Source organism: Antarcticimicrobium sediminis (assembly GCF_004348975.1).
Taxonomy (GTDB): domain Bacteria; phylum Pseudomonadota; class Alphaproteobacteria; order Rhodobacterales; family Rhodobacteraceae; genus Antarcticimicrobium; species Antarcticimicrobium sediminis.
Map to the genome: position 1 here is coordinate 1 of NZ_SMFP01000049.1, position 2835 is coordinate 2835.

At 59.3% G+C, this 2835-nt stretch carries 3 protein-coding genes; 1 reads left to right on the plus strand and 2 read right to left on the minus strand.

Annotation, left to right across the window (positions count from 1 at the left end; genetic code table 11):
• Together E1B25_RS21895 and E1B25_RS21905 are read right to left on the minus strand one after the other, a co-directional pair.
• The coding region (locus E1B25_RS21895) for a cation-translocating P-type ATPase (protein ID WP_206338619.1) at positions 1 to 1285 on the minus strand (1285 nt) is incomplete at its 3' end.
• Between the two features lie 729 nt (positions 1286 to 2014).
• Entirely contained in the window at positions 2015 to 2398 is a 384-nt protein-coding gene (locus tag E1B25_RS21905; RefSeq protein WP_132831678.1) for a winged helix-turn-helix transcriptional regulator, read from the minus strand.
• A gap of 103 nt (positions 2399 to 2501) precedes the next feature.
• Here E1B25_RS21905 and E1B25_RS21910 point away from each other — a divergent pair.
• Positions 2502 to 2835: beta/alpha barrel domain-containing protein (locus tag E1B25_RS21910; protein WP_483458031.1), on the plus strand; the 334-nt coding region annotated here is incomplete at its 3' end.

Consider the following 2835-nt stretch of genomic DNA (forward strand, 5'->3'; position numbering starts at 1 on the left):
CCATCGGGGCCCGCGACATCTGTGAGGTCGCATCTTGAGGCCGGACATATGTCAGCACCCGACGACGCGTCAGAAAAGCTCCGAAATCCCTCTTGCGTTTGGGGCGGTTACATATGTTGCATAGCGCGCCGATCCGCAGAACTGCATCCAGTTGCGGATTGGTGTGCGGGTCACGTTTACCCGCGCAGGTCTCAAACTGTACCGTCTCGCCGACCCTGCTGACGTCGACATCCGCCCCTGAGGTCAGGTAGCGCACCACCGTCATGCGGTTTTCGGTCAATGTGCCGGTCTTGTCGGTCAGGATCACCGTTGTCGCGCCCAAGGTTTCCACCGAGGACAGGTTCGAGATAACCGCATTTCGCTGCGCCATGCGCCACATGCCCCTCGCCAGGCTCAGGGTGGCGACCACAGGCAACCCTTCGGGGACGGCGGCGACGGCCAGTGCCACGCCGGTCTGGATCATCGCCGCGACCTCATGACCACGAAGAATGCCCGCAGCAATGACCACGGCGGCCAGAACCAAAGTCAGCCAGAGCAACCGATGCCCCAGCCGGTCAAGACGCAGTTCAAGCGGCGAGGTTCCTGACTCGGCGGTCTGAACAAGGTGGTTAATCCGGCCCAGCTCGGTGGCCATGCCGGTGGCCGTCACCACGCCTTCGCCCGTGCCCTGCGTGATCGCCGTACCCTTGAACGCCATGTTTGTACGGTCACCGATCACCGCGTCGGGAGAGACCGGGTCGACCTGTTTCACGACCGGCACGGATTCACCGGTCAGAACGGATTCATCGCTTTGCAGGTTCGAGGCCTGAACAAGGCGCAAATCGGCGGTCACCACGTCGCCGGCTTCCAACAGGACGATGTCGCCCGGCACCAATTCATGTGCGTCGACGCTGACCACCTTGCCGCTCCGCCGCACCCGGGTGGTAAACTCGGACATGCGCGCCAGGGCCTCCATTGACCGGGCGGCGCGGAGTTCGGTGAAAAAGCCAATCGCGGCGTTGATGACAAGAACCACGACGATTGCGCTGCCTTCGGCGATATCGCGATAATAGAATGAAAGCCCGGCAGCAAAGACCAAAAGCCAGACGATCACCCCTTTGAATTGATGCGCAAGTATGACAAACTCGCTTTTCTTTTCCGCAGCGCGCAATTGGTTCGGACCATGCTGGGCACGGCGTTTCAGAACCTCATCCTCGTTCAGGCCGCAGTCCGTATCCACATCCTGATCCTTCAGCACCACCGAGATCGGTTTTGCAAAGGCGTCTCTTTTGACAGAGTCGTTCATCTTGGGTTCCATTTATGCTGCAAAGCTCCATCTCGGATTCCCCCCGCCGACGCGAAACATCCGATATTTGGCGCTGCGCGTGGCCTCCCCAAGTGAGGCAAGAACGGCCATGCGGCGGCGCAGCACAAACTCAACCGGGCAAGAGCAGACCTTATCGATACGCCCGGCCTTTTCCAACACCCACCGGGAGCTGCCCGCCGCGGTCCAGTGTCTCGGACGCGGCAGATTGCGCCGACGAGCCTCAACATCAAGGCTTGGAAGGTCTGCATCGTGGAACAAAGCTGCTGTTACCAGATATCGGTTTTCCTATAAGGCACAAGGCAGGAAGGCAGCACCAACCAGCCTTGGCAAACTTCAACGCGTCGGGTCTTCGGAGTTGCACTGTGTAGGGCGCCTTCATGACAGGCACCCGACACTGTCCTCTCGCAGAGCTTGATCGCGCGCCCGCAACCTCAGACATCGACGGAAAATCGAAAAGCGCATTGACGGATTAGAGAACGGAATACGCCCTGACGGCCGGAACGTTACAACCGGCCCTCACCGGTCATTCATGGCACCCGTACCGACTGGCCGTTTTCAGGCCAGCCAAGACATTCGTCGGTTGGTCGAAATGCCTGCTCCCAGTCATAGTGCACGAACTGCTGCAACTGCGCTGGATTACCAGTCCCGACAACCGGGAAAGCCGCGATCTTTTTGCCGAGATGGCTGGGTGTTTGACCGCCCTCACCGTCAGCTTTCGCTGTGGCTCTGGTCATAGGCAACGCGTGCCGCTTCGACCGCGTCCATGTTGTCGTTCGCCCAACGATAGATCGCCTGAAATGGCGGCAACAAGGTCAGACCCAGCGGCGTCATTTCATACAGCACACCCGGTGGCGTGCTTGCGACGACAGTGCGGGCGATAATCCCGTTCCGCTCTAACCGTTTAAGGGTCATTGATAGCGACTTTTGCGAAACCCCTTCCAACCGCCGCTTCAGATCATTGAAACGGGTACCGCCATCGTTCAGGACCGTCATGATCATCATCGACCACTTGTCGGCGACCTGATCGAACAGCAGACGCGACGGGCAATCGACCGAAAAACGGGATCCGTTGCAGTGGGTGTCGTGTGGCATGGTTTCCTCCGGGTTACTTAGTGCATCTCAGGTGCGTTCTGGACACCAAGTATAAAAAGTATACCTAAGACTTCGACGATAAAAAAGCGAATTAGGATACGACATGAAAACCGACACCCTCTTCCGCCCCTTCTCCCTCAAAGGGAGGGAATTGGCCAACCGCATCGTTATGGCCCCCATGACCCGCAACATGGCCCCTGAAGGCATTCCTGGACAGGCGCAGGTGGGCTATTATAAACGCCGCGCGGCCGCGAACGTTGGCCTGATCCTGACCGAAGGTACTGTGGTAGACCGTCCCGCGTCGCGCAACTTGCCCGGCATTCCGTTCTTTCACGGAGACAAGGCGATGGCCGGCTGGGCCGATGTCGCCTCTGCCGTGCATTCGGCAGGCGGCAAAATCGCGCCGCAGATCTGGCACACTGGCTCGACTCGCGGCG